The organism is Staphylococcus sp. HMSC65H10 (assembly GCF_001839185.1).
Lineage (GTDB): Bacteria > Bacillota > Bacilli > Staphylococcales > Staphylococcaceae > Staphylococcus > Staphylococcus simulans.
The window spans coordinates 30,802-52,583 of the sequence record NZ_KV840307.1 but is presented as its reverse complement, the minus strand read 5'-3'; the positions used below and the strand labels follow the sequence as shown (position 1 = coordinate 52,583).

Sequence of the window (21,782 nt, the reverse complement as noted above, 5' to 3'; positions counted from 1 at the left end):
CTTCACTTCAATAGTTTTATTATAACTTATGTTTTTCAGATTGACATACATCTCTGGACTAAATATTCTCACTGACCCAAGACTGAAGTTCTGTTAAATCATAATGGTTTTTTATATCTTTTGATACATTTTCAAGTGTAATACTAGTTAAAGTATTTATTAAAGTTTCTTCAATAATTGTTAATGATTCAGTTACCGCACATTTTTGTGCTTTTTCACCTTCATTTTCACCTAAAAAATTACGTAACAAGTGTTGGCTCGCGAATATTTTTCCTCTGCCTTCTACTGCCATGAACACATCATAAAATGTAATTTCTTCTAGAGGTTTTTCTAATGAAAATCCACCATTTTTACCTGGCGTTGAAATAATAAGTCCTTCATTTACGAGTAACTTAATAATTTTCTTTAAATATGAATGTGAAGTATTTAATCGTTCGCTTAAAGCAAGTGAATTGATACTTTTTCCGTCAGGTAATTCATTTAATATAAGTAAAACATAGATAGATTGTTCCCATCCTGATGATAATTTCATATTGACACACCATCCTTAAAGTTTTAATTTATACATTAGAGATAAACAATATCCCTAATAGAGATTTATACTTACAATTATTGTATAATTTTTTCTAATTTTTTTAAATGAAAGTGAGGAGATATACCATGGAAAAGCTAAGTTCTAAACATACGTTTCTTTTCAGTATAATTTTCACAACAATTTTTATGGGTTCTTCGTTTCCTACAGGAAAATATTTAATATCCGTTGATTGTACACCTCCATTTTATATTGGCGGATGGCGTTTTTTAATCGCAGGTCTACTTATGTTATTAATCACCCTTGTTTTACGTGGTTGGCGCCCGCTCGTGCCCGCTTCTAATCAAAACATTACTAAAGGAATAATCCTTGTCATTGTTATTGGCTTACTGCAAACAGCTGGTACAATGGGCTTTTTAAATTTATCAATGGCTAAAGGATTGTCATCTTCAATGTCATCTATCATTTTATTTACAAACCCTTTATGGTTAGCTTTTTTAGCCCATTTTCTATTAAATGATAAATTGACAAAATTAAAAGTATTAGCGTTATTTCTAGGTATTACAGGTGTAGTAATCTGTTTAGGGTTAGATAAATCAACTTTAGGTATCGGTGCATTTTATGCACTCTTGGGATCTTTATGTTGGGCTGTCAATACAGTAGTCACTAAAATGGTTGCTTTCGATAAAGGGCCATGGGTCCTCACAGGTTGGCAACTATTTATCGGCGGGTTTATCATGTTGATTATTTCTGCTGTTTCCAATGAACATTACCATATTTTCGACTTAAGCTTTTTTGGCTGGTTTAATTTAATATGGCTTATTATCCCAGCATCTATCGGATCGTTCGGCTTGTGGTTTTTAAGTCTTCGTATCGGTGGAGCTACAGTCGCAAGCAGCTTCTTATTTTTAGTCCCAGTTTCTTCAACAATTTTCTCTATTATTTGGTTACATGAGAAATTTACTTTCAGCTTAGTAATCGGCGGTTTATTTGTAGTGATTGCTTTAATAATCGTTAATCATCATTCAGCACAGTCAAACGAGTGATGTAATTTATTAGAAGTTTTTCTGATTTATCTTTAGTAATCTGCTGTTTTGTGAAATAATAAGTGGGATACAAAGTTTGTAATTTAGCCATATTAGTATTAAAATATATGGTTATAATGAGCAAAATTATCGGCAATCCATGAGCGGTGCATTAGCTGCCTATTTATAGGATTGCTACATCTTAAAATTGAAACCGGGAGCAAGACTAATGAATAAAATTTTCAAGTATTTTTTAATACTTCTTTCACTCGTCCTGGTCATTATTCCTATTATTTTCGCAGTGATGTTATATAAAACTTCTAGAAGCGCAATCGATTCATCGTTCAGCGATAATTCCAATAGAGTATCGAATTTACGTGATGGTAAAGTCAATCCTGCAAAGGAGCCGATTTCTATACTTTTTTTAGGAATAGATGATAACAAAGGCAGACGAGAAGGCGGTCAAGCCACTGAGAAGTCACGCACAGACGCAATGATTCTTTCAACATTCAATCCTGATAAGAAACAGGTCAGAATGTTAAGTATTCCACGAGACACTATCAGTTATATTCCTAAAGTCGGTTACTTTGATAAAATCACACATGCGCATGCATTTGGTGGACCGAATGCTTCAATGGATGCAGTAGAAGCTACATTAAATGTACCAGTCGATTACTATGTACGTATTGATATGGACGCTTTCGTACAAGCTGTTGATGAACTTGGCGGTATTTATTATGATGTGCCATACAATTTAAATGAGCCGAATACAGGCGATGATGGTCGTATTAAAGTCAAAAAAGGCTATCATAAATTAAATGGCGATCAAGCATTAGCTGTAGCTAGAACAAGATATCATGATTCCGATTTAAAACGAGGACAACGTCAAATGGATTTAATTAAAATCCTCGCAACAAAAGCGCAAAAATTAGATAAAGTAAACAAACTTGATAACTTAATTAAAATTGTAGGTAAAAACTCAAAACATAACCTTTCAAACAAAGATATCCAAAAATTACTTACGACTTACCTTCCAGCTGATTTAGATATTAAAACAGCCCAAATCGAAGGAGATAACGAATTACTTAATGGTATCTATTATTACAATCCAGATATCAAAAGCATCAAGAAATATGCGAACTTACTACGTTCGGATTTAGGTCTATCTAAAATCAAAGAAAAAGATGAATTCTTAAACGAACGCGTTATCAAACAATATGGTGAGTTAATACCATTAACACCAATTGATGACAGTTTATTAAGAGAAAATCAAAAAGATACGACTGAAGATGAAGAATCTGATGACCAATCTCAAGATGAACAATTAAATAATAATCAACAATACGATAATTCGGGTAATGAACAGTGGAATAACCAACAAAATCCAAATAACGGCTTTAATCAAAATCAGAACCCAGGTAATCAACAAAATCCGAATATGAATAATAACCCAGCGCAGCAACAAGCGCCTTCTGGTCAAGACTTTTATTAGAAAGAGGAGCGATAACGTATGCCACGTAAAACCTATGAGAAATTAAATAATATCAATGGAATGTTCGGTATTTTAGAGCAACAAATCATCCACAGTAAAGATATGGCACATTTCAGAAATGAATTCTTCTATGTGAACCATGCGCATAGAGAGAATTATGAAGCGTTACTGCTTTACTATAAAGATAGTGTTGAAAATCCATTTATTGATGGTGCTTGTTATATCGTTGCCCTGCCTGAAATCTTTGATCGTGTAGACGTATTCGAATCTGAACTACCCTTCTCTTGGGTTTATGATCAAAATGGAATTACTGAAACCATGAAAAGCATCAGTGTTCCAATTCAATATTTAATTGCGGCAGCTCTTGAAGTGACTGACGTTAATATTTTTAAACCATCAGGTTTCACAATGGGTATGAATAACTGGAATATTGCGCAAATGCGTATATTCTGGCAATATACAGCCATTGTGCGTAAATATGCCCAATAATTAATTAATCGTTACAGCGCATGAATGCATGCATCTGTAACGATTTTTTTGTACGCTTATATCGTATCTAAAAAATAAATATGAGGATGATGAATATGTTTAAAATCGCAAAAAGCAAAAAGGAAATGCAAGATGTGTTTGATGTAAGAATCGAAGTCTTTGTGCATGAACAAAATGTGCCTTTAGAAAATGAATTGGATGAATTCGAAGATGTCTCTAAACATATTATCGGATATGATGATAACCAACGCCCTATTGCGACAGCACGTTACAGAGATTACAATGGTGTTGCAAAAATGGAACGTGTTGCAGTTTTGAAAGATTACAGAAAACAAGGGATTGGTCGCGATTTAATGAAATATATTGAAACAATTGCGAAAAACGATGGATTTTCAAAAGCAGTTTTAAATGGTCAAATTCAAGCACAAGCTTTTTATGAATCACTAGGTTATAAAGCCGAGGGCGACGTATTTCTAGAGGAAAATATCGAACATATAACAATGTCGAAAGCGTTATAATTTCTATGAAATTTACAATTTTTATAGATTAAAAGATATATTAATGTAACCTTTAGTAACTATTTACTTTATAAACAATTGAGTACTCACATTAAGGTTTGATTACAAATCGATTAAAAACCTCTCTATCCTACTTTAGTCGTATTATAATATATGAAAATGATATATTACATAGTTTTGACATAGTGTCATATTCATTCAGTCTGCTAGTAGCTTTGTGTGTAGAAATGATATGACCTGGATAAATGTTAATAATGCGTTTCAACAACTACCAATGTGTTAATAACATCATCAAGTCATCTATTTTCTAACGTCACCCACAGATTTGAACTTCACTGACGTTAAGAATCAAACATCTAGGAAATTCAGAATTACCAATCCAGACGTTTATCTACAGACTGTAATATATTCAAAATAATATATTGTTAAAAGGAGTATCATTTTATGTCTAAAAAGTTTCATTACAAAACCCCAGCAATCATTGCATTAACAATCGCAGGATCTGCTATTACAACGCACCAAGCATATGCGCAAAGTAATTCAGAAACTTCAGAACCTACAAATACTACAAGCAATGTAAACCAGAATCAACAGCCGACAGGTAATCAAACGGCTCAAAATCAACAAGCAACTCAGGATACAGCTAAAACTATTGCTGGTACACAACAATACAAAGACCCTACACAAATACAGCCAAAAGAAAATGATGAGAATTTGAGTTACGATTCTAAACTTGATCAATTAAATAATCAAGCAGAACCAAGTAATGAAGCAAATGCACAACCAACTGCAGATGCTCAAAACAATACAACTGATCAACCTGCTAATGTTACACAACAAGATACAGAACAAACAAATACACAGGCTCAAAATGCGCAGGTAACAGAACAACAAAAATTAGCTGAACAACAAGCTCAAGCTGCTCAACAACAAGAACAAGCAAATAAACAACAAACTCAAGAAGCACAACAAGCTGTTCAAAAACAAGTTGTATCTGAACAAAACAAAGCTTCTCAACCTGAAGCACAAACATCAGTAAATCAAACAACACCTCAAAAAGTTGAGCAACCTAAAGCAACAACATATGCAGCACGTTCAACTGAACCTGTAACGACTTTCCGTTCAGTACAACAACCAACACAAACTGCAGCACGTTCAGTACAACAACCTACGCAAACAGCAACGCGTTCAGCACAAACTACACAAACTGCAACACGTTCTGCGCAACCTGCACAAACAACTTATAGTGCACCTAAACCATCACTACCAAAATATAAACCAACAGTGAAATCATCAATCAATGATTACATTCGTCAACAAAATTACAAAGTACCAACGTATGAGCAAGATTATTCTTCATACATTCCTAAATATAATTATCGTTATGGTAAACCTGAAGGTATCGTAATCCATGATACAGCGAATGAAAATTCAACATTGAATAACGAAGTTGCTTATATGAAAAACAACTGGCAAAATGCCTTTGTTCATGGTTTCGTAGATGGTAATCGTATCGTTGAAACAGCGAACACAGACTACCTTGCATGGGGTGCTGGTCCAGTAGCCAACGAACGTTACATTCACATGGAACTTGTGCATACACATGATAAAGATTCGTTTGCGCGTCAAATGAACAATATCGCTGACTATGCGGCAACAAACTTACAATATTATGGTTTAAAACCAGATAGTGCTGAATATGATGGTCGTGGTACAGTATGGACTCACCGTGCAGTTTCAAACTTCTTAGGTGGTACAGACCATGTCGATCCACATGGTTACTTACAATCACGCGGCTATAACTATGATGCGCTTTATGATTTAATCAATGAAAAATATTTAATCAAAGAAGGCGTTGTGGCACCTTGGGGTACTGCATCAAATACAACAACACAACCGACTCAACCTACTAAACCAACAACTAAACCGACAACTAAACCTAGCACAAATACATCTCAATTAAAATTAATTCCAGTAGATTCACTAGGTCGTCTCAACAACACTAACAACGGTTTATATAAAACAGTTTATGATAAAGCTGGTGTTCAAAACTCAAACTTAAATAACCAAACATACCGCTTAACTAAAAAAGCGTTATTAGGTGACAAATCATTCTACTTAATCAGTGATTATAATAAAGGTACAAATTATGGTTGGGTACAAACTGGCGACATCACATACAAAGTCGGCCACCCTGTTACAACTAATACTAAAACTTATGGTGTTCAATCAGGCACTAAATTATACAGCACACCTTGGGGTACTGATAAACAAGCTGTCGCAACTGTTTCAGGTACAGGTGCACAAGCATTTAAAGCTTCTAAACAAACAGAAGTCAGCCCTACTCAATTTGTATACGGTACAGTAAACGGTAAATCTGGTTGGGTAGATATCGCTAAATTATCTAACTACACTGCACCTAAAACAACAGTCAACAAACCAACAACACAAGTAAAAGGTGTAAGTACTACAACACCTTCTAAAACAACAACGACTAAAAAAGCTGTGAAACCAGCGACAAAACCTGTCGCAAAAACGACAACTAAAACTGCAGTTAAACCTACTGCTAAACCTGTTGCGAAAACAACAACTAAAACAGCAGTGAAACCTGCAACTACAACAACTAAAAAAGTTGTTAAACCAGCAACTAAACCAACTACTGCAGTTAAAACTACTAAAACAGCGGTTAAACCTGCAGCTAAGAAAGTTGTTAATACAGTAAAATCTGTTGCGAAAACAACTGCTCAAAAAGTTCAACCTACTGCAAAAGCAGCTACAACAACTAAAGCAGTTTCAAAACCAGCAACAACAAAAGCTGCAACACAAACAACTAAAGCACCATTAAACAAAACAATTACAGTAAACAAATTAGGTCAATATGTATCTGATAACTACGGTTTACGTGCAAGTGTTTATGATAAAAAAGGTGCGAAAGCTGCGAAATTCTTAGGTTACACTTACAACATCACTAGAGAACGTAACCAAGACGGTACATTATACTACCTATTACAAAATATCGGTTTAACTACGCCACTTGGTTGGGTTAACGCAAAAGATGTAAGAGTTGCGGATAAAGGTCTTGTAACACCTACATCTCAACAATACAGCGTTAATACAAAATCAAATGGTCTGTACACAACACCTTGGGGTACAGCAAAACAATTAATTGATCCATTAACAAAACAAAATGGTACATTCAAAGCAATTAAACGTACTTTAGTCAACAAAACACCTTATGTATACGGTACTGTAAATGGTAAAACTGGTTGGGTCGCTGAAAAAACATTAACACCTAAAACAACAGCTAAAGCTGCGACAACTTCAGCACAAAAACAACAACCAGCTGTGAAATACAACCACGACTATATCGTGACAAGCAATAAAGGTTATTACTACAAAACGCCAAATGGCCAAGTATTAGGTTCATTAAAAGACCAATTCGGTAACATCATTACAGTTTTCGAAAGACAAGTAGTTAATGGTGTGACTTGGTATCATGGTGTCTTAGCTAACGGACAAACAGCTTGGGTTAAAGCTGCAGATGTTCGTAATACATTGACACGTACAAATGTTTCTGACTACTCATTTGATCAAGCAGTCGCAAAACAAATGAACTTACCTTGGTCACCTAAAGTTCAACACGTGCCTGGTCAATGGGATGATGCATCAGAAGATGAAGTAAGAACTGCGATGGACCCTAGAACTATCACAGAAGATGCGACACAAAAATATCAATTCTTACGTTTAGACAAAGCACAAGCCCTTTCAGCAAGCAGTGTAAATAAATTACTTGAAGGTAAAGGTATTTTAGAAGGACAAGGTGCAGCTTTCACACAAGCAGCTAAAACATATGACATTAACGAAATCTATTTAATCTCACATGCCTTACTTGAAACTGGTAACGGTACATCTGCTTTAGCTAATGGCGGTTATGTCAACAGCGCCAACAAAGTTGTGACAAACGAACCTAAAAAATACTACAATATGTTCGGTATCGGTGCAATTGACACAGATGCAGTACGTGGCGGCTTCAAAACAGCAGCACACTACGGCTGGGATACTGTAGAAAAAGCGATTATCGGCGGAGCTAAGTTCATCACAAGCGACTACTTAGATAGAGGTCAAAACACACTTTACCGCATGCGTTGGAACCCAAGCGAACCAGCTATGCATCAATATGCGACTGATATCAACTGGGCAAGCCACAATGCGACAAGAATGAAACAAATGTATGATAAAATCGGTGAAACTGGTAAATACTTCGATACAGATATTTATCGCGTTTAATCCCAATTATCATTTTGATATTTGAAAAGGACCTGCAGCGTAATAATAAAATGCTGCAGGTCCTTATTCATTAAAATACGGTATACAAGTTCTGTATACCGCATTCTTTTTAAATGTAAAAGGTTTTTTTATTTAATTTTGCTAGTAAGTTATATAGTGTTTCCACATCTTCAGCGGATAACTCTTCACAGTGTTTTTGTAACCATTCTCGGCGAGCGTCATTAATTTGATTGATTAATTCTTCGGATTTCGGCGTGACACTTAATACTTTACAACGTAAATCATGGTTCGATTGAATACTGATCACATAACCTAAATTGACGAGTTTTTTAATCCATCTTGAAACAATAGATTGTTCCTTTCCGATTTTCATTGTTAAATCATATTGTGATAAACTATGATGCTCATTCAAAATTCGTAAAAGTTCAATTTGTTCAGTTGTTAAATTAGCGCGTTGCCCAAAACGTTTATTTACGATAATCAAATCATTGTGTGTCAGTGTTATTTGTTGTTCAAGTTGTTTAAACATAGATGTTATACCCCGCTAGTTTTAATATACATATTATAAGTTTTTTGCGGAAAATACACAACATTAACTTGCAAAAGTTGTTTATCTTGCATTTAAGTTGGTATGTATAATACGTTAAGATTATCTAAAATCTCAAAAGGAGTTTACATATGCATAAATCACTATCCCATAGAGATTATTATTTTGATAATGCCCGTGCCTTTTTAATTTATTTAGTGGTATTCGGACATTTATTAAACCCTTATGTAGAAGGACATAAGCACATGGGTGCACTGTATTTATTAATATACAGTTTCCATATGCCCTCTTTCCTATTTATAAGTGGTTACTTTGCGAAAAATATCGGTAAGCCGGATCATTTAGAAAAAGTTGCGAAAAAACTATTAGTACCTTATTTTGTGTTCTTTAGTTTCTTCTCAATCTATTATTATCTGACAGGTAAAAGCAGTCACTTGCAGTTGGATCCATTTGATCCTGTCTTTGCGTTATGGTTCTTAATTACGCTCTTTATCTTTCATGTTGTCTTAGTGATTGTAAAGAACTATAAAGCTTATTACGTATTACCGATTGCTGTAATAGTGTCTTTATTGGCAGGATTCTCTTCTGATATCGACGGCTATATGAGTTATTCAAGAACGATTGTGTTCTTCCCTATTTTCTATCTAGGGTTCTTAATGAATAAACATCAAGCGATGTTACTGAGAAATAAGAAGTTAATTCCAATTTCATTATTGATTTTAGTTGGATTCTATATCGTATATATGATTCATCCGATTAATTCTGATTGGTTGCTCGGCAGCTCACCATATAGTTCTTTAGATGGTCCTGACGTCTATAGTCCATTGAAACGTCTATTGCTCTATATCATTATTTGTGCCACGATGTTCTCATTCTTGAACCTAATCCCTTCAGGATTACATTGGTTTACGTATATTGGCCAACGTACTATGTACATTTATCTGTTACACGGTATTGCGATTGGATTGATTCGAGGCTTTAAACTTTATCCTTTCCAGGACCCAGTTACGTTGTGGACTTACCTATACTTGATTGGTTTAACAGCACTCATTGTCTATCTGTTATCCACAAACTTTGTAGCAAAATGGACCAATCCAGTCATCAACCTCAAGTCACCATCAAAATTTAAATCTAAATTATAAAGCATTGTGAGGCAAATCAACATTGCCTCACTTTTCTTTTGACAATTATCGACTTAAAATTAAAGCAATTCAGACTTTTTGACGGTTTTCAGTGTTACAATATGATAAGATAGCATTTACTTACATAGTGCAGTAATCAATTGAGGTGTTAACAGAGTGAAATTATCTTTAAATACAAATTCTAAATTTTTACGTGCGCCAAGCATCAGACAATTTTCAAGCCGAATTAAAAATATACCGGATTGTATCAACTTAACAATCGGTCAACCTGACTTCCCTATGCCTGATGTGGTTAAAGACGCGTATATTAAAGCGATTGAAAATGATGAAACGAGTTATTCTCATAATAAAGGCTTAATGGAAACAAGAAGTGCCATCCGTCAATACTTCAACCTTCGTTATAATGTGGATTACACAGAAGAAGAAATTATTGTGACGAATGGTGCAAGTGAAGCTATTGATACAGCTTTACGGAGCATCTTAGAACCTGGAGATGAAATCATTATTCCTGGTCCTATTTATGCAGGCTATATTCCATTGATTGAAACATTAGGCGGTCATCCTGTTTATGTAGATACTACACAAACAGACTTTAAAATTACGCCTGAAGCAATTCGTTCACATGTAAACGATAAAACAAAAGCGATTCTTTTAAACTACCCTACCAATCCAACAGGAGTTATTTTAAATAGAACAGAAGCTGAAGCGATTGCTGAAGAGTTACAACAACACGAAATTTTTGTGTTAAGTGACGAAATTTATGCTGAAAATACCTTTAAAGGTAAACACACATCCCTTGCGGAATTTGAAGGTTTACGTGATCAATTATTATTAATCAGCGGTTTAAGTAAATCTCATTCAGCTACAGGTATCCGTATTGGCTTTTTACTAGGCCCTGAGTACTTAATAAAGAAATTGACATTCATGCATGCCTATAATACGATTTGTGCCAATGTACCCGCTCAAATCGCTTGTATCGCTGCGTTAACAGATGGCATCGATGCGCCAAAAGCGATGAATAAAGCATACAAAGAACGTTTAGCTTATTTAAAACAACGTTTACTTGATATGGGCTTTAAAATTGATGCCGAACCTGAAGGTGCATTCTATATTTTCCCGAGCCTTGCACCATTCGGTATTGAAGATGACTTTAATTTCTGTGTCGATGCCTTAGAAAAAGGTCATATTGCGATGGTACCTGGTTCTGCTTTTACAGATGCAGGTAAAGGTCATATTCGTATTTCATATGCTTATGACTTAGATACCATCAAAGAAGGTATGGATCGTCTTGAAAATTATTTAAATCAGTATGTAAAATAAATCATCATTAAGAAAGTGAGATAGACTAGTTCGCTAGTTCTACCTCACTTTCTTTTTTATTCTTTTTAATGTGCGAGTTATCTTAATATTATCCCTAAAAAAATTATCCTCTCTTATGAGCATAACATTCCCTCTTTATTCTCAGTATTTCTTGTTGACTTGACTAAACTTCTGGTTGACTTAGATTCTTTTGTGCGAAACCACGCATCATGTTATAGTAATCTTCTTTTTCATCAGAATCTAAATTCAATTGATTAATTACTTGTGTTGAAATGTTTTTGAATTGTGCTTTTAATTCTTTTCCCTCTTCAGTTAAACTTAACATCACTTTTCGTTCATCTTCAGGTAGTCTTTTTCTAATGACCAAGTTCTTCTTTTCTAAGCGCTTTACAATTGGACTGATTGTCCCTGAATCTAAAAACAATTTATTGCAAAGTGTTTTCACAAACACTTCTTCATCATCTTCAATATAAGATAAGACCATATAATTGGGGAAGCTGATATTGTATTGTTTCAGAAACTTGTTAAAACGGTTGATCACTTCTTTTGTTGTGATATAAAAAAGAAAACATAAGTCGTGATCTAAATTCTTCTTTGTGCTATTACTCATATAATTTCACCTCTACCTTAAAATATATTCAACATCATAATGAATGTCAATTAAATAGTTTTATTTATTAAGTAAATTTGTGCTTGCTTTATATAATTTGTTTAACTCACTCCGCAAAATAAAACACATAATAATACACATAAAATAAAGAGTTATGCCTGCTTTTAAAATATTTTAATCCTAACGTGCACTTTATAATTTTAATCGCTGGACGTGCATTTTTTATTTACCTAATAAGTAAAAAAACGACATAAAAAGCCTCCCGCTTCACACCCAAAGGTATGAACACGAGAGACTTAATAAGAACCTCATTTAAATGATTAATCTATTATGGGAATTTAGGGAATTGATCAAAGTCAGGTTGACGTTTTTCTTTAAATGCGTCACGACCTTCTTTCGCTTCATCAGTTGTGTAATAAAGTAAAGTTGCATCCCCAGCCATTTGTTGAAGACCTGCTAAACCGTCAGTATCAGCATTCATTGCTGCTTTTAAGAAACGTAAAGCAGTTGGTGAATGTTGCATGATTTCTTGACACCATTGTACTGTTTCATCTTCAATTTGGTCTAATGGTACAACTGTGTTGACTAAGCCCATATCTAAAGCTTGTTGTGCGTCGTATTGACGGCATAAGTACCAGATTTCACGCGCTTTCTTGTGACCTACGATACGAGCTAAATAACCTGAACCGTAACCTGCGTCGAATGAACCGACTTTAGGTCCAGTTTGACCGAATCTTGCATTGTCTGCAGCGATTGTTAAGTCACATACGACTTGTAATACGTTGCCGCCGCCGATTGCATATCCACGAACCATTGCGATGACTGGTTTAGGAATAACACGGATTAAACGTTGTAAATCTAATACGTTCAAACGAGGAATTTGGTCGTCGCCTACATATCCGCCGTGACCGCGAACTTTTTGGTCGCCGCCTGAACAGAATGCCATGTCGCCTTCACCTGTTAAGATGATTACAGAAATACGTTGATCATCGCGTGCACGTGAGAATGCGTCAATCATCTCTTGAACCGTTTTTGGTGTGAATGCATTACGCACTTCTGGACGGTTGATTGTAATTTTAGCAATACCATCGAAAAACTCATATTTTATCTCTTCATATTCTTTAATTGTTTCCCATTGTCTAGTCATTTTGCTCCTCCTTATTTAAAAAACCTAATATTAGTATATCAAATTGTGTTGGTTCTTCCACGTGAACCGTATGGCCAGCACCTTCCACAACATGAACTTCACTGTTTGGAAGTTGCTGATGCATCTTATGCGCAAGTTCCACAAACTTTTCGTCATACTCGCCGACAATCAGAGAGACCGGCAGCTGAAGTTGCGCAAGTTCTGGCCATAAATTCGGCATATGACCTGTGCCATAGTCACGCAGTGCTTTCGCCAAACCTTTTGGATCTTGTGCTAAGCGCATTGCACGATGTTTCTGGCGTTGTTCTTTTGTCATCATCTCTGCTTGGCTCGCAAACAATGGTAATTTCTCCCAATCATTCACAAACACTTCAATGCCCGCAATTTCTAATACTTTAGCTCTTGCTTCATCAACTTGCTGACGTTCTTTTTGCGCTGTTTCATCTGCAATGCCTGGTGAAGCACTTTCTAAAACCAAACCTGCTAGGTCTAATTGACCATGTAAGGCATAATACAATGCTGCACGGCCACCCATAGAGTAGCCATGTAAATAGATATCATAAGCTTTAAATTGTACGAGTACATTATCTAACGCATCGCAAATAAAATCGAAATCCCATTGCTTAGTTCTGTCGCTGTTATCTTGACCATGTCCAGGCAGTTCTATCGTTACGACAGCTGCTGCTTCAGTCAGTTTGTCAATGTGTGAACTAAATGATGTCGCATCACTGATAAATCCATGCAACAAAACAAGCAAGTTATGATTTTCTCTTGTTTGACTGTCATAAAAATTATAATTCAACATTCGCAATATCACTCAATTTCTGATATAGGATTTGGTGTTGTTGACGATTGTCTTCACGGTCTGTACGAATTTCATAAATGTATGATTCTAATTGTGATAATGGCGTGAATTTAAAATCTTCGACAGAATCCATTAAGGCATAGTTGAAATCATACAACATGGCCGCATGTTTGAACTCAAGATGCGTCGGTGTACCGAATAAACGTTCAAAGTATTTCGCTGCTGATTCTTTTTGCGGCAGATAAGAGAATATACCGCCGCCATCATTATTTAACAACACAATATTTAAATGAATATCATTCAATTTAGCCATCAACAAACCGTTCATGTCATGATAGAAAGCTAAATCACCGATTAACAATGTCACTTTCTTATGCACTGCCATACCGATTGCAGTAGAAACGACACCATCGATACCATTAGCACCGCGGTTGGCATAGATTTCCGCCTCACTATTTACAAATAGATTATCCACATCTCTAATTGGCATAGAATTGCTGACAAATAAAGCATCTTCTTTAGTAAGTTTATCTAATAAGATACCGACATTCGCCGCTTCGTCTGTCGCATGATCGATATAATTTTTTACTTCGATTTTTGCACGACTATCCATATCTTGCCATTGGGATAACCAACGTTTACGATAAGCTGTCGGAATATCGCCAAGTGCACGGAAGAAGTCGTTTGGTGTCATTTCAAATGTAATATCTGCCGGTGTAGGGAAAGCATCTGGCTGCGCACTGTTTTGTACCGCAATTTGATAAGCATCTGTAGCTTTCAACCATTGATTTAATTTCTTAGATAATACTGGTTTGCCGACACGAATCACAAAATCAATATCTTTCGGATCTAAACCTGCACGAAATAGTAAGTCATACGTTGAAATAATATTCGGATGACCTGATTGACGCAGACCTGAAAGCGGACCTGCTAAAATAGGCAAGTCATGGACCGTCGCAAATGGTAACAACTCTCTCACATCTTGATGCTGCATATCGCCGACAATAACGAAACCACGTTTTTTCTTCAAGATTGGCTTAATAGCTTCAACCGTAGCTGTCTTTTGATATTTAGGTATGACTTTTTCGTTAGTCGTTAACCATTCTGTCATCTCGAAATCTGGTGTCAACGGTTCTCTAAACGGCAAGTTAAAATGTACAGGTCCACGTTTGGGTCCTTCAAAATACTGACTTGCTATCTGCATTTGGAAACGAATAACATCTTCAGTTGAACCTGTAGTGTCATCAGCTAATGGCATATCAAACTGATGACGTACAAAGTTTTGGAACATGTTGACCTGGTTCAACGTTTGCGGCGCACCAATGCCACGCAATTCGTGTGGGCGATCGCTTGTTAATACTACTAACGGCAAGTTGCTGATATCACTTTCAGCCACTGCTGACGTATAGTTGGTTGCTGCTGTTCCTGACGTACATAAAATAGCAACAGGTCGATTGCTGCCCTTAATCAATCCGAGCGCAAAGAATGAAGCACTGCGCTCATCTGGATGAATCCATGTCTTAATACCTGGGTGTGCTTCAAACGCTAAAGCAAGCGGTGTTGAACGAGACCCTGGACTAATGACAACTTCTCTGATGCCGTATGCATAGATTTCTGAAGCTAACGTAAACACTTGTTTGGTTAATAAAGTTTGATGATTATCCATGATTTTCGACTCCTAAAGCATTCATCATCGGAGTAAATTTAAGTGTAGTTTCTTCTAATTCACTCTGTGGATCAGACTGCTTAATAATACCGCAACCTGCAAATAAAGTTGCTTGTTTCTTTTTAATCAGCATAGAACGGATTGCGACGATAAATTCACAATTATCTTCCATATCAATATACCCTACTGGCGCACCATACAGACCTCTTGTTCCGAACTCTTTTTGTTCGATAAAGTCCATGGCTTTTTCTTTAGGATAACCGCCTAACGCAGGTGTTGGATGCAGACGGTCTAGTAAGCCAATATAGGTATTATTTTCTAACGCTCCTGAAATCTCTGTATATAAATGATACAAATGATCATTTTTTAAGATTTTAGGATGCTTATTATAATCTACATCTGTAACGTACGGCTCAATATCATCTAGAATACTTTGCACCACAAAATGATGCTCTTGCAAGTTTTTCTCATCTTTCAAGAAAGCATCTACGTGTTTTTGATCTTCTGTTTCATCAGATGTACGTTTAATTGTCCCTGCAACTGCTTTCGTCGATAACACTTGGTTTTCGACTTCCATCAGCTGTTCTGGCGTTTGTGAAAAGAACACAGACCCTTCCGATTGCATTACGAATATATAGCTGTTGGATTCGTTGTGCATCGCATTTTCTAACACATATGCGATATCAATTGGTCGATCAAAGCGAATCATACGTCTGCGTGCTAAAACGATTTTTTCTTCGTCATTCATAGAATCTATGGCTTCTTGTACAAGTTCTAACCATTCTTCTTTATAGATATCTTCACTGCGAACTACATCCCCAATAGGTTGTGTCGGTTCTACTTTCGTTTCTGCAACTTGTTGTACAAGTTCATGTAGGTCTTCTATATTAAACTCTTCTCTTAATACTGTATAAGTGACGAATGTTTCTGAAGCTGTCATCGTAATTAATACTTTCGGCAACACGAAATGGTTCAAGCCGAATTGACGCCACTCGTCATCTGATTTATGACTTGAAAATTGGAAACCTCCACACACTTTTAAGTGATGTTTGTTTGAATCTGGATGGATAAGTGCGATATCATTTTTATAATTTTCCCATTCACGGAAAATGGTTTGTTTATTTTCATAGTCATTTTTAAATTTTAAAAGCGCGTTATATCCGAAAAAGGCCGTTTCTCCTGTATTCTCCCTGAAGTAGAAGCGGTCATCTGCTTTATCTTCTGTCATTTGGAAAAGCATGATTGGGTTCGTCGGCTGGTCGATTTTAACCTCCACTGAAACCCATTTTTCACGGCTTTCATATATTGCGTCGAGAATTTGATCATCCTTGACACTTACAGTCATCTATCTCACTTCTTTCATCATTCTACTTAATCACATTATCTCATTGTATCATTTTTTATCTTTATCTGTACTTTGATTTGCACATTTATTATTTACTATTTTTACATGATTTGACCTTTCTCTTTCTATTGCTTAAAATAAATTTATTAATCAGAATGCAGATAATTTATAATAGAATCTTTGTGTCTTAAAATCCGCAATCTGAAATTTGGTATTTTTAAGTGTTAAGAAGGAGAAACCATGTCAAAACAATATCAGGAATTTTCAACCGTTCGAAAATATTGGCTGTTGATGCGTCCTCACACTTTAACTGCAGCTGTAGTACCTGTATTAGTCGGTACAGCGACAGCAAAGTTATTCTTATTAGGTAGTGAAGACCATCTTAAGTTCAGTTTGTTTTTAGCGATGTTACTTGCTTGTCTTTTAATTCAAGCAGCCACAAATATGTTCAACGAGTATTATGATTTCAAGAAAGGTCTTGATGATCATACATCAGTGGGCATCGGCGGTGCGATTGTACGTAACGGCATGAGCCCGAAACTCGTGATGAACTTAGCCATCGCCTTTTATGTGATTGCTGCGCTAATCGGTTTATTTATCGCTTCACAATCTTCTTATTGGTTAATCCCAATCGGAATCTTGTGTATGGCAGTCGGTTATCTGTATACAGGCGGTCCCTTCCCAATTTCTTGGACACCTTTTGGAGAGTTGTTCTCCGGCGTCTTTATGGGATTGATTATTATTTTAATCGCGTTCTTTATTCAAACAGATAACTTACAAGGTTATGCTGTATGGATCAGTGTACCGATTATTATCACAATTGGCTTAATTAATATGGCCAATAACATCCGAGACCGTGTCAAAGACAAAGCAAGCGGACGCAAAACATTACCGATTTTATTAGGTAAAGCCAATTCTATCCGCTTCATGGCCCTCATGTACATCATCGCTTATGCATGGGTCATTTATACTGTTTTCTTTGTACCTGGCGGTTCAATCTTTTACTTACTCGTACTGTTATCATTCCCGTTCCCTATCAAAGCCATTCGTCGTTTCAAAAAGAACGATACACCTGCTGAAATGATGCCAGCTATGGCAGCAACAGGTAAAACAAACACAGTATTTGGTTTACTGTATGCATTAGGGATTTATATCAGTGCGTTATTAGGCGGTATTTGATGATGATAAAGAGATTGGAACTTTTCGTTCCAGTCTCTTTTTTTATCCTTCTTGAGGTTCAATGACCATGTGATAATAATCATGGCCATATAAATCAATCACACCTTCACTATGAAACCCTAAACGTTCGTAAAGTCTGAACGCACCTGTGTTTACTAAATCACAGCTCAAGCTCAGCTTATATGTTTTAGAGTGATGGATGACAGATTCCATTAACTGTGTCGCAATTCCTCTTCCTCTATATTTTGGGAAAACAGCCACAGTTTCGATATATAGCTCATCTGATTTTGCTTCTCTTAAAGGTAAAGGTGTTCCTATTGCTTTCGCTTCTTTTGGTAAATCTAACTTCAACCAATTTTCTTCTAAATTCATTTCATCTTTACCAAGATACGTAATAATAATGCCAGCGACTTCCCCTTCAACATCGTAAACTTGTACATTGTCGTAATAACAACGATAAGGTATTTCTGTAATACTTTGTTCCAGCCATTGAATGACATGAGATTTATCAAATCGTTTTACAATCGGCAACTCCATATCTTGCCAGATAATATATGTTAATTCTGCAATAGCACGTTTATCAGTTGGTTTAGCAGGTCTAATCATTGTTTTCTCCTTTATGTGTTTAGTTATTATCATTCACTATATAGTTTAACAATCATTTATATTGTTTGTTCACTTATTATTTTAACATTTGTATTATTGGAAAGTTTGTATTTCATCATTCATAATAAAGGTATCACTTAAATGGAGAAAGGAGCAATCAGCATGAAAGTAAATAAAATTGTTTATATTGTACTTGCACTGTTCCTCGGCAACTTCGGAGTGCACAGATTCTACGCAGGTAAAAACGGCTCAGGCCTGTTACACTTAGCGTTCTTCTGGACAGGCATTCCACATGTGATCGCGATTATCAGCGCAATCAATACAATGCTATTCAGACCAGCAGACAAACATGGTAATATCACATTTTAGTTAAATGGAGTTGAAACTATATGAATAAAGCAACGATTCTAACGTATTTAAATGAAAATCCTGCTAAATATCTTGTCCTTTATATGGACAACGGCAATGAAATTTCAGTAGAAGCCGTTGAAGAGAATTCAAATGCAGGCGCATTACACGTTACAGAACCATCAGAATATGTAGTAGATATTTCCAAGATTTCTTATTTCGAACTTTTAGAGCGTTCAACGTATTAATTAAGATATAGCAAAAAGAACCTGTCCAAGCTTGAGATAAGCTGACAGGTTCTTTTTTTGTCCTTTTGAATTAAGGATGAAAAATCAGTAATAACACCACTGCCACAATTTGTGCAACAGAAGTTGTAATAATTCGACGCGTATAATAATAGCTGATTGATAGAATAGCTTGTACGATGAAAATAAAAATGCATAACCAGATTTGATCGAAGTAGAAAAAGAGTGAGCTTGATGCGAGTGCAGTAATTACAATCGCTGCCCAAGCCGGTAACTTAAGATTCAACAATTGTTTTTGCAGTACCGTACGCATATAAAGTTCATGACAAGGAATCACAAAGAGTAATGTCACTAAAATCTGCCATTTAAAGTAAACGCCAGAACGTGATAAATCTTTAATCAATGATGTATACGTTAAATCTTGTGACATCAAAGACATAATCAACTGTACAATGATTAATGCGATTGCGGTTAAAATACCGATACCGATAGACGTCAACAATCGTTTAGATTCTAAATCACGTTGATAAAAGACATAACTGATACCCGCAAACAACATAATGCCTGTATACAGATACCAATATTCTTGTCGTTCTCCCCACATGATAAATAAGATGATGTGGAACACTACAAAGCTTATCACAAACCATAGTAATGCTTTTGTATTAGTTTTCATTATATTTTAACCTTCTTGATCAACTATCTTATAGCGTTTATGATTAATTACCGTTTTTTCAGGTAAATCTAATGATTCAAAATTTTTCATAATAGTTAAGTCAACAATAACAGAGTTATCATTAATTTTTTCGACACGGCCTCTTAAACCGTCATAAAATTCTACAATATCTCCTACTTCTGCAATAGTCATTACAGATCCTCCTTGAATTATACTATTCTATATTGTACTAAAATTCTCTCTTCAAATAAACAAATATCCTGTAAACACGTTATAATTGTAATTGAAGTCCGACTGGTGCCTTTTTTCTGGCAAAGTGTATAGTTGGCATTTTATCCTAAATTAGGGCATAAATAAAGTATCAAGCAAAGTAAGTACAGAAGGAGAGAGAATGTATGAAGTTTGTTAGTAACAAAGGTATTACAGACCCCACATTAAATTTAGCAATGGAAGAGTATGTGTTAAAACACCTTCCTAACGATAGCGATTACTTTTTATTCTATATTAACCGCCCTTCTATCATTATTGGTAAAAACCAAAATACGATTGAAGAAGTTGATCAACACTATGTAGATGAACACAATATTGATGTTGTGCGTCGAATTTCAGGCGGTGGTGCCGTTTATCATGATTTCGGAAACTTAAACTTCAGCTTTATCACTGATGACGACGGCAACAGTTTCCATAACTTTAAGAAGTTCACAGAACCGATTGTTCAAGCCTTACAAGCAATGGGCGTAGATGCTGAAATGACTGGACGTAACGATATCCAAATCGGTGCAGCTAAAATTTCAGGAAATGCGATGGTTAAAGTGAAAGAGCGTATGTTCAGCCATGGTACTTTAATGTTAGATAGTGACTTAAACGAAGTTGCGAATGCTTTACGTGTAAACCCTGCGAAGATTCAATCTAAAGGTATCAAATCAGTACGTAAACGTGTCGCAAACATCTCTGAATTCTTAGAAGAGCCGATTGACATTGAAACTTTCAAAGAAATTATCCTAAAACATATCTTTGGTGAACATGAAGTTGAAGAATATGTGTTAACTGAAGATGATTGGAAGAACATTGAAGCATTAAGTAATGAAAAATATCGTTCATGGAATTGGAACTATGGTAAAAACCCTAAATATAACTTTGAACGTGAAGAGAAGTTCGAAAAAGGTTTCGTTCAAATTAAATTGGATGTTAAGCGCGGACGTATTGAACATGCGAAAATTTTCGGTGACTTCTTCGGTGTCGGCGATGTGTCAGATTTAGAACATGTATTAGTCGGCAGCTTGCATAATTTCGAGAGTATTGAAGCGGCTTTATCTGAATTCGATACGTATCATTATTTCGGAGATATTCCAAGAGAAGAATTAATTCGATTAATGTCATAATTAAATAAGCTTTACATGATTAAGGTGAGAACTCAGTTTCTCACCTTTTCTCATTCAACTTTGACAAAAAGAAAAATCCCATTAAGTCAACGTCTTAGACATTGATTTAATGGGATTCTTACAGTAACGGAAACGGAGGGATTCGAACCCTCGCGCCGCTCTCGCGACCTACACCCTTAGCAGGGGCGCCTCTTCGGCCAACTTGAGTACGTTTCCATATGGCTCCACAGGTAGGACTCGAACCTACGACCGATCGGTTAACAGCCGATAGCTCTACCACTGAGCTACTGTGGAATAATGTAATTTCTTCAAGCACAAATACTATTATAACAATCCCTTAAAATAATTCAAGAGAAAATAACGAAAAAGTTGCGGAACATTTACACTCATTCCCTATAAACATCCCGCAGTTTGAGATAAT

At 35.7% G+C, this 21,782-nt stretch carries 21 protein-coding genes and 2 tRNA genes; 11 read left to right on the top strand and 12 right to left on the bottom strand.

Annotated elements, in window-relative coordinates; all coding sequences use genetic code 11:
- Nucleotides 1–58 precede the first annotated feature (58 nt).
- Nucleotides 59–532, bottom strand: a complete 474-nt coding sequence (locus tag HMPREF3270_RS01185) for an RrF2 family transcriptional regulator (RefSeq protein WP_057510946.1) — start codon at nucleotides 530–532, stop codon at nucleotides 59–61.
- Between the two features lie 128 nt (nucleotides 533–660).
- Between HMPREF3270_RS01185 and HMPREF3270_RS01180 the strand changes: the two genes are divergently transcribed.
- The 5 genes from HMPREF3270_RS01180 to HMPREF3270_RS01160 all read left to right on the top strand — a co-directional run bounded on the left by HMPREF3270_RS01180 (nucleotide 661) and on the right by HMPREF3270_RS01160 (nucleotide 8,343).
- On the top strand, nucleotides 661–1,578 hold the full coding sequence (locus HMPREF3270_RS01180; protein WP_070848516.1) for a DMT family transporter: 918 nt from the start codon (nucleotides 661–663) through the stop codon (nucleotides 1,576–1,578).
- A 208-nt stretch (nucleotides 1,579–1,786) separates the two neighbouring features.
- A complete protein-coding gene (locus tag HMPREF3270_RS01175; protein ID WP_070848515.1) occupies nucleotides 1,787–3,049 on the top strand; it encodes an LCP family protein in 1,263 nt (420 codons plus the stop codon).
- 18 nt (nucleotides 3,050–3,067) lie between these two features.
- Entirely contained in the window at nucleotides 3,068–3,538 is a 471-nt protein-coding gene (locus HMPREF3270_RS01170; protein ID WP_002480465.1) for a DUF2538 family protein, read from the top strand.
- A gap of 95 nt (nucleotides 3,539–3,633) precedes the next feature.
- A complete protein-coding gene (locus HMPREF3270_RS01165; protein ID WP_023015848.1) occupies nucleotides 3,634–4,056 on the top strand; it encodes a GNAT family N-acetyltransferase in 423 nt (140 codons plus the stop codon).
- A 444-nt stretch (nucleotides 4,057–4,500) separates the two neighbouring features.
- Nucleotides 4,501–8,343: a glucosaminidase domain-containing protein gene (locus tag HMPREF3270_RS01160; RefSeq protein ID WP_070848514.1), complete on the top strand. Its 3,843-nt coding sequence runs from the start codon at nucleotides 4,501–4,503 to the stop codon at nucleotides 8,341–8,343.
- Between the two features lie 109 nt (nucleotides 8,344–8,452).
- Here HMPREF3270_RS01160 and HMPREF3270_RS01155 read toward each other — a convergent pair whose 3' ends face one another.
- The gene (locus tag HMPREF3270_RS01155) at nucleotides 8,453–8,872 is read right to left on the bottom strand and encodes a MarR family transcriptional regulator (RefSeq protein ID WP_002480462.1); all 420 of its coding nucleotides are present in this window, start codon (nucleotides 8,870–8,872) and stop codon (nucleotides 8,453–8,455) included.
- Nucleotides 8,873–9,021: 149 nt separating this feature from the next.
- Here HMPREF3270_RS01155 and HMPREF3270_RS01150 point away from each other — a divergent pair, with 149 nt between their 5' ends.
- On the top strand, nucleotides 9,022–10,032 hold the full coding sequence (locus tag HMPREF3270_RS01150) for an acyltransferase family protein (RefSeq protein ID WP_002480461.1): 1,011 nt from the start codon (nucleotides 9,022–9,024) through the stop codon (nucleotides 10,030–10,032).
- Between the two features lie 156 nt (nucleotides 10,033–10,188).
- Nucleotides 10,189–11,352 (top strand): aminotransferase class I/II-fold pyridoxal phosphate-dependent enzyme, encoded by a 1,164-nt coding sequence (locus HMPREF3270_RS01145; protein WP_002480460.1) that lies wholly within the window; start codon nucleotides 10,189–10,191, stop codon nucleotides 11,350–11,352.
- 163 nt (nucleotides 11,353–11,515) lie between these two features.
- Here HMPREF3270_RS01145 and HMPREF3270_RS01140 read toward each other — a convergent pair whose 3' ends face one another.
- The 5 genes from HMPREF3270_RS01140 to HMPREF3270_RS01120 form a co-directional block, all read right to left on the bottom strand.
- Nucleotides 11,516–11,962 (bottom strand): MarR family winged helix-turn-helix transcriptional regulator, encoded by a 447-nt coding sequence (locus HMPREF3270_RS01140; protein ID WP_002480459.1) that lies wholly within the window; start codon nucleotides 11,960–11,962, stop codon nucleotides 11,516–11,518.
- A 328-nt stretch (nucleotides 11,963–12,290) separates the two neighbouring features.
- Nucleotides 12,291–13,109, bottom strand: coding sequence for a 1,4-dihydroxy-2-naphthoyl-CoA synthase (menB, locus tag HMPREF3270_RS01135; protein WP_002480458.1), 819 nt, complete (start codon nucleotides 13,107–13,109; stop codon nucleotides 12,291–12,293).
- Nucleotides 13,102–13,914 (bottom strand): 2-succinyl-6-hydroxy-2,4-cyclohexadiene-1-carboxylate synthase, encoded by an 813-nt coding sequence (gene menH, locus HMPREF3270_RS01130; RefSeq protein ID WP_070848512.1) that lies wholly within the window; start codon nucleotides 13,912–13,914, stop codon nucleotides 13,102–13,104. Before menH ends, menB begins: the two co-directional genes overlap by 8 nt.
- Nucleotides 13,901–15,580, bottom strand: coding sequence for a 2-succinyl-5-enolpyruvyl-6-hydroxy-3-cyclohexene-1-carboxylic-acid synthase (menD, locus tag HMPREF3270_RS01125; RefSeq protein WP_060803877.1), 1,680 nt, complete (start codon nucleotides 15,578–15,580; stop codon nucleotides 13,901–13,903). Before menD ends, menH begins: the two co-directional genes overlap by 14 nt.
- A complete protein-coding gene (locus HMPREF3270_RS01120) occupies nucleotides 15,573–16,925 on the bottom strand; it encodes an isochorismate synthase (RefSeq protein ID WP_023015843.1) in 1,353 nt (450 codons plus the stop codon). Before HMPREF3270_RS01120 ends, menD begins: the two co-directional genes overlap by 8 nt.
- A gap of 240 nt (nucleotides 16,926–17,165) precedes the next feature.
- On the opposite strand from HMPREF3270_RS01120, the gene HMPREF3270_RS01115 reads away from it, so the two are divergent.
- Entirely contained in the window at nucleotides 17,166–18,104 is a 939-nt protein-coding gene (locus tag HMPREF3270_RS01115; protein WP_002480454.1) for a 1,4-dihydroxy-2-naphthoate polyprenyltransferase, read from the top strand.
- A 42-nt stretch (nucleotides 18,105–18,146) separates the two neighbouring features.
- On the opposite strand, the gene HMPREF3270_RS01110 is transcribed toward HMPREF3270_RS01115, so the two are convergent.
- Entirely contained in the window at nucleotides 18,147–18,710 is a 564-nt protein-coding gene (locus HMPREF3270_RS01110; RefSeq protein WP_070848511.1) for a GNAT family N-acetyltransferase, read from the bottom strand.
- A gap of 162 nt (nucleotides 18,711–18,872) precedes the next feature.
- On the opposite strand from HMPREF3270_RS01110, the gene HMPREF3270_RS01105 reads away from it, so the two are divergent.
- Together HMPREF3270_RS01105 and HMPREF3270_RS01100 are read left to right on the top strand one after the other, a co-directional pair.
- Entirely contained in the window at nucleotides 18,873–19,079 is a 207-nt protein-coding gene (locus HMPREF3270_RS01105; RefSeq protein WP_002480452.1) for a TM2 domain-containing protein, read from the top strand.
- 20 nt (nucleotides 19,080–19,099) lie between these two features.
- The gene (locus HMPREF3270_RS01100; RefSeq protein ID WP_002480451.1) at nucleotides 19,100–19,306 is read left to right on the top strand and encodes a hypothetical protein; all 207 of its coding nucleotides are present in this window, start codon (nucleotides 19,100–19,102) and stop codon (nucleotides 19,304–19,306) included.
- A gap of 70 nt (nucleotides 19,307–19,376) precedes the next feature.
- On the opposite strand, the gene HMPREF3270_RS01095 is transcribed toward HMPREF3270_RS01100, so the two are convergent.
- Both HMPREF3270_RS01095 and HMPREF3270_RS01090 read right to left on the bottom strand, forming a co-directional pair.
- Nucleotides 19,377–19,979, bottom strand: a complete 603-nt coding sequence (locus tag HMPREF3270_RS01095) for a CPBP family glutamic-type intramembrane protease (RefSeq protein ID WP_002480450.1) — start codon at nucleotides 19,977–19,979, stop codon at nucleotides 19,377–19,379.
- 6 nt (nucleotides 19,980–19,985) lie between these two features.
- Nucleotides 19,986–20,171: a YkvS family protein gene (locus tag HMPREF3270_RS01090; RefSeq protein WP_002480449.1), complete on the bottom strand. Its 186-nt coding sequence runs from the start codon at nucleotides 20,169–20,171 to the stop codon at nucleotides 19,986–19,988.
- Nucleotides 20,172–20,374: 203 nt separating this feature from the next.
- Here HMPREF3270_RS01090 and HMPREF3270_RS01085 point away from each other — a divergent pair, with 203 nt between their 5' ends.
- A complete protein-coding gene (locus tag HMPREF3270_RS01085) occupies nucleotides 20,375–21,361 on the top strand; it encodes a lipoate--protein ligase (protein ID WP_070848510.1) in 987 nt (328 codons plus the stop codon).
- A gap of 127 nt (nucleotides 21,362–21,488) precedes the next feature.
- On the opposite strand, the gene HMPREF3270_RS01080 is transcribed toward HMPREF3270_RS01085, so the two are convergent.
- Nucleotides 21,489–21,577: transfer RNA gene (locus HMPREF3270_RS01080), tRNA-Ser, on the bottom strand.
- Between the two features lie 3 nt (nucleotides 21,578–21,580).
- A tRNA-Asn gene (locus HMPREF3270_RS01075) sits at nucleotides 21,581–21,655 on the bottom strand.
- Nucleotides 21,656–21,782 lie beyond the last annotated feature (127 nt).

Excerpts from the sequence above, each read along its gene's own strand:
- HMPREF3270_RS01185 (WP_057510946.1), bottom strand. The coding sequence starts at position 532 with ATGAAATTATCATCAGGATGGGAACAATCTATCTATGTTTTACTTATA.
- HMPREF3270_RS01180 (WP_070848516.1), top strand. The coding sequence starts at position 661 with ATGGAAAAGCTAAGTTCTAAACATACGTTTCTTTTCAGTATAATTTTC.
- HMPREF3270_RS01175 (WP_070848515.1), top strand. The coding sequence starts at position 1,787 with ATGAATAAAATTTTCAAGTATTTTTTAATACTTCTTTCACTCGTCCTG.
- HMPREF3270_RS01170 (WP_002480465.1), top strand. The coding sequence starts at position 3,068 with ATGCCACGTAAAACCTATGAGAAATTAAATAATATCAATGGAATGTTC.
- HMPREF3270_RS01165 (WP_023015848.1), top strand. The coding sequence starts at position 3,634 with ATGTTTAAAATCGCAAAAAGCAAAAAGGAAATGCAAGATGTGTTTGAT.
- HMPREF3270_RS01160 (WP_070848514.1), top strand. The coding sequence starts at position 4,501 with ATGTCTAAAAAGTTTCATTACAAAACCCCAGCAATCATTGCATTAACA.
- HMPREF3270_RS01155 (WP_002480462.1), bottom strand. The coding sequence starts at position 8,872 with ATGTTTAAACAACTTGAACAACAAATAACACTGACACACAATGATTTG.
- HMPREF3270_RS01150 (WP_002480461.1), top strand. The coding sequence starts at position 9,022 with ATGCATAAATCACTATCCCATAGAGATTATTATTTTGATAATGCCCGT.
- HMPREF3270_RS01140 (WP_002480459.1), bottom strand. The coding sequence starts at position 11,962 with ATGAGTAATAGCACAAAGAAGAATTTAGATCACGACTTATGTTTTCTT.
- menB (WP_002480458.1), bottom strand. The coding sequence starts at position 13,109 with ATGACTAGACAATGGGAAACAATTAAAGAATATGAAGAGATAAAATAT.
- menH (WP_070848512.1), bottom strand. The coding sequence starts at position 13,914 with ATGTTGAATTATAATTTTTATGACAGTCAAACAAGAGAAAATCATAAC.
- menD (WP_060803877.1), bottom strand. The coding sequence starts at position 15,580 with ATGGATAATCATCAAACTTTATTAACCAAACAAGTGTTTACGTTAGCT.
- HMPREF3270_RS01120 (WP_023015843.1), bottom strand. The coding sequence starts at position 16,925 with ATGACTGTAAGTGTCAAGGATGATCAAATTCTCGACGCAATATATGAA.
- HMPREF3270_RS01115 (WP_002480454.1), top strand. The coding sequence starts at position 17,166 with ATGTCAAAACAATATCAGGAATTTTCAACCGTTCGAAAATATTGGCTG.
- HMPREF3270_RS01110 (WP_070848511.1), bottom strand. The coding sequence starts at position 18,710 with ATGATTAGACCTGCTAAACCAACTGATAAACGTGCTATTGCAGAATTA.
- HMPREF3270_RS01105 (WP_002480452.1), top strand. The coding sequence starts at position 18,873 with ATGAAAGTAAATAAAATTGTTTATATTGTACTTGCACTGTTCCTCGGC.
- HMPREF3270_RS01100 (WP_002480451.1), top strand. The coding sequence starts at position 19,100 with ATGAATAAAGCAACGATTCTAACGTATTTAAATGAAAATCCTGCTAAA.
- HMPREF3270_RS01095 (WP_002480450.1), bottom strand. The coding sequence starts at position 19,979 with ATGAAAACTAATACAAAAGCATTACTATGGTTTGTGATAAGCTTTGTA.
- HMPREF3270_RS01090 (WP_002480449.1), bottom strand. The coding sequence starts at position 20,171 with ATGACTATTGCAGAAGTAGGAGATATTGTAGAATTTTATGACGGTTTA.
- HMPREF3270_RS01085 (WP_070848510.1), top strand. The coding sequence starts at position 20,375 with ATGAAGTTTGTTAGTAACAAAGGTATTACAGACCCCACATTAAATTTA.